This is a genomic window from Pedobacter sp. 01T416_2 (assembly GCF_056398925.1).
Map to the genome: position 1 here is coordinate 1 of NZ_JBFTQI010000620.1, position 3,633 is coordinate 3,633.

General features: G+C 38.6%; 2 protein-coding genes and 1 pseudogene. 2 read left to right on the top strand and 1 reads right to left on the bottom strand.

Annotation, left to right across the window (positions count from 1 at the left end; translation table 11 throughout):
• Window positions 1–379, bottom strand: a 379-nt coding sequence (locus AC1DPQ_RS21295) for an IclR family transcriptional regulator (protein ID WP_477610801.1), incomplete at its 3' end; no start/stop codon positions are given.
• Between the two features lie 275 nt (window positions 380–654).
• Between AC1DPQ_RS21295 and AC1DPQ_RS21300 the strand changes: the two genes are divergently transcribed.
• Window positions 655–3,414: a family 78 glycoside hydrolase catalytic domain gene (locus AC1DPQ_RS21300; protein ID WP_477610802.1), complete on the top strand. Its 2,760-nt coding sequence runs from the start codon at window positions 655–657 to the stop codon at window positions 3,412–3,414.
• Window positions 3,411–3,633: pseudogene (locus tag AC1DPQ_RS21305) on the top strand (glycosylase); the annotation flags it as partial. The gene AC1DPQ_RS21300 and the pseudogene AC1DPQ_RS21305, both read left to right, overlap by 4 nt.

A 3,633-nucleotide genomic window follows, 5' to 3' on the forward strand; every position in this document is an offset into this window, starting at 1 on the left:
GCCCCGGACTTTTCGCATGAATAATCACCATTACCTGGTTCATGTACAAAATACTCAAATGGCAAGATTGACGGATACTATTTGCCAGTTCCTCTAAAGGAAACTGGGCAGCTTTACGCAGTTCATCAATAGGCGAGTGCCGGTGCGAGAGGTAAAAAAGCTTTAACGATAGCCTATACTTGCCCGAAACTTCATCACGTAAAATATAGCCACGACTTTCCAGACTYATCAACATCCTGTAAATTTCGTTTGGCGTTTTCTCAATACCAATAGCAATTTCAGTTTGAGACAATGGGATAGATTGTGCTGATAAATACTCCAATATATCAAGTCCTTTATCCAAAGCAGGGGCTTGGTACTTCGATTCTTTTTCGTTCATGCGGGTTTAAATTTGGCTGTATCGTATTTTTTACAATTTCAAACATACAAAATGCTTTCTTATTTATCCAAGAGAAGATTTTGTATAATTTAAATACGAATATATGTTTTCATATTTAAAAAAAACATTTATATTTGAATTAGTGATCGCATTTTAAAGTTAATAAATTTATAAGGCTTAATTCCATAGAATTGAGAATTTATTTCTGAAAAAATTTATCGCTGATGACCATTTATAAACCTAACCAAAACATCCGAAACGGTGTGCAATAGTGAATGAGCAAACTTGTAATATTTTCTTGGCTTTATCTGTTAAGCATCCCGCTTTTTGCGCAAGATATTAAGGTTGCTCAATTGGATTGTGCGTATCGGAATAATCCTATTGGCATCGATGTTCTTTCGCCGGGTTTGAGCTGGAAACTGCAATCAGCTAAACACAATATTATGCAAACAAGCTATCAAATCGTAGTTTCTAGCAGTTTAAGCAATTTAAATAAAAATATTGGGGATGTTTGGGATACTAAAAAAGTAAACTCAGGCCAATCATTACAGATTAAATATAAAGGTAAAAAGTTATTATCAAGCAAAACCTATTATTGGAAAGTCCGTGTTTGGGATAATTTCGGGCATGAATCTGGCTGGAGCGCTTCGGCCTTTTGGCAAATGGGATTGCTCAACACAGCCGATTGGAAAGGTGCAAAATGGATTGCCTACGAAAAACTGGCAGACTCTAACGTAAATAGTCTGCCAACGGATGGTAAAAAAGACAAATACATTGGCAATAATATCTTGCCGATGTTCCGCAAAGGTTTTACGGTAACGAAGACAATTAAAAAAGCTACTGCTTTTATTTCTGGTTTAGGCCATTTTGAAATGAGTTTAAACGGAGCGAAAGTTGGCGACGACTTTTTAGCACCCGGCTGGACGAAGTATGATAAAGAGGCCTTGTACCTGACTTATGATTTAACTAAACAGCTTAAGAGAGGTGAAAATGCAATAGGAGTGATSCTGGGCAATGGTTTTTATTATATTCCTCCAGTTAAAGAAAGGTATAGAAAATTAAAAGTAGCTTATGGTTATCCGAAAATGATCTGCAGGCTGTTGATCGAATATACGGATGGAACTTCAGCGAATATCATCAGTAACCAAAGTTGGAAAACCGCGCCATCACCCATAACTTTTTCAAGCATTTATGGCGGTGAAGATTACAATGCCAACCTCGAGCAAAAAGGCTGGAATTTAGCAGGTTTTAACGATAGCAGATGGAAATCGTCGTTATTAGCTGATGGTCCGAAACTAAATGCCCAAAGAGAAGAACCTGTAAAGATTTTCGAAAATTTTTCTCCTCAAAATATTAATCCGGTTGCCCATGGCGAATGGGTTTATGATATGGGCCAGAACGCTTCTGCAATTATCGAATTGAAAGTCCGAGGTAAAAAAGGCGATACGGTTCGCATTACCCCGGCCGAATTATTAAAAGCTGATGGTTCGGTAACACAAAAAAATATAGGCAGCCCATCTTATTTTACCTACATTTTAAAAGGAGATGGTTTGGAAATCTGGCGTCCTAAGTTCTTTTATACAGGCTTTCGCTATCTGCAGGTTAAAGGGGCTGTTCCAAACGGTAAAGAAAATCCATCTAACAAATCGGTAGTAGAAGGTTTAAAAGCTTTACATATCCGAAATGCTGCTGAGCAGGTAGGTAAGTTTTCATCGTCTAACGAGTTGTTCAATAAAACTTTCAGCCTGATCGATTGGGCGATTAAAAGCAACATGGTTAGTGTTTTTACCGATTGCCCACACCGTGAAAAATTGGGTTGGTTAGAGGAATTGCATTTAATGGGCAGTTCTGTAAGATATAATTACAATGCTGCAGCTTTGTTTAAAAAAGCCTTGCAAGACATGAAAAACTCGCAATTGGCTAGCGGCTTGATCCCTGAAATTGCGCCTGAGTATGTAAAATTTGAATGGGGTGGCGATATGTTCCGTGATTCGCCTGAATGGGGCAGCAGTGGCATTTTAATACCATGGTATTTATATCAGTGGTATGGCGATAAACAGGCTATGGTTGATTATTACCCAATGATGCAGCGTTACATCGATTATTTGGGCACCAAAGCAAATAACCACATTTTATCGCAAGGTTTAGGCGATTGGTATGATCTGGGGCCAAAACCTCCCGGCGTTTCTCAGTTAACGCCAATGGGCATTACGGGTACAGCCATTTATTACTATGATTTAAAAATTTTAGAAAAAACGGCTGCGCTGCTGGGCAAAAAAGCTGATGCAATGGCCTATGCAAAACTTGCCCTTGAAGTAAAAAATGCATTCAACCATAAATTCTTTGATGCAAAAAGCAAACAGTATGCAACAGGATCTCAAACTGCAAATGCAATGGCGGTTTATATGGAACTGGTTGAAGAAAAGCATAAAAATGCAGTAATCGATAATTTGGTTAAAGATATCAGAGATCGTAAAAACAGTTTAACAGCAGGCGATATCGGTTATCGTTATGTGTTACGTGTTTTAGAAGATGCCGGTAAATCGGATGTGATTTTTGATATGAACAGCCGTTCGGATGTACCTGGTTATGGTATGCAGCTAGCCAAAGGCGCAACGGCTTTAACCGAATCTTGGGCCGCTTTGCCAACCGTATCCAACAATCATTTTATGCTCGGGCACTTAATGGAATGGCTGTATAGTGGTGTTGGCGGCATCCGTCAGGCAGAAAATTCAATTGCTTTTAGCCATATTAAAATCGAACCAGAAGTGGTGGGCGATTTAACCTCAGCTGATGTGCGTTACAATTCCCCCTACGGCGAAATTTCTTGCAAATGGGAAAAAACAGACCGAACTTTTACACTGGAGGTGAATATCCCCGTAAATACAAAAGCAACTATTTACTTTCCGGTTTTGCCGAAATATGAAATCTCCGAAGAATACAATTCGACGTTTACAGATGCAGGTATAGAAGCGGGGAAAGCTAAGGTTGCTCTAGGATCAGGTTATTATAAGTTTAATTTAAAGTACAAATGAAAAAGATAATCCTCGCATTTTTCCTTTTTGTAAGTGCATTAACATTGAATGCTCAAACCACGAATCCTGTTTCAGCCGAAACCATGGAAAAGATTTATCAGGAAGTAAAAACGCCTTATAAATATGGCTTGGTAATGGTCCCCGAAGACAATCAACATAAAATGGATTGCCCAACAGTTTTCCGTAAGGGAAAGTTTTGGTACATGACCTATCTTATTT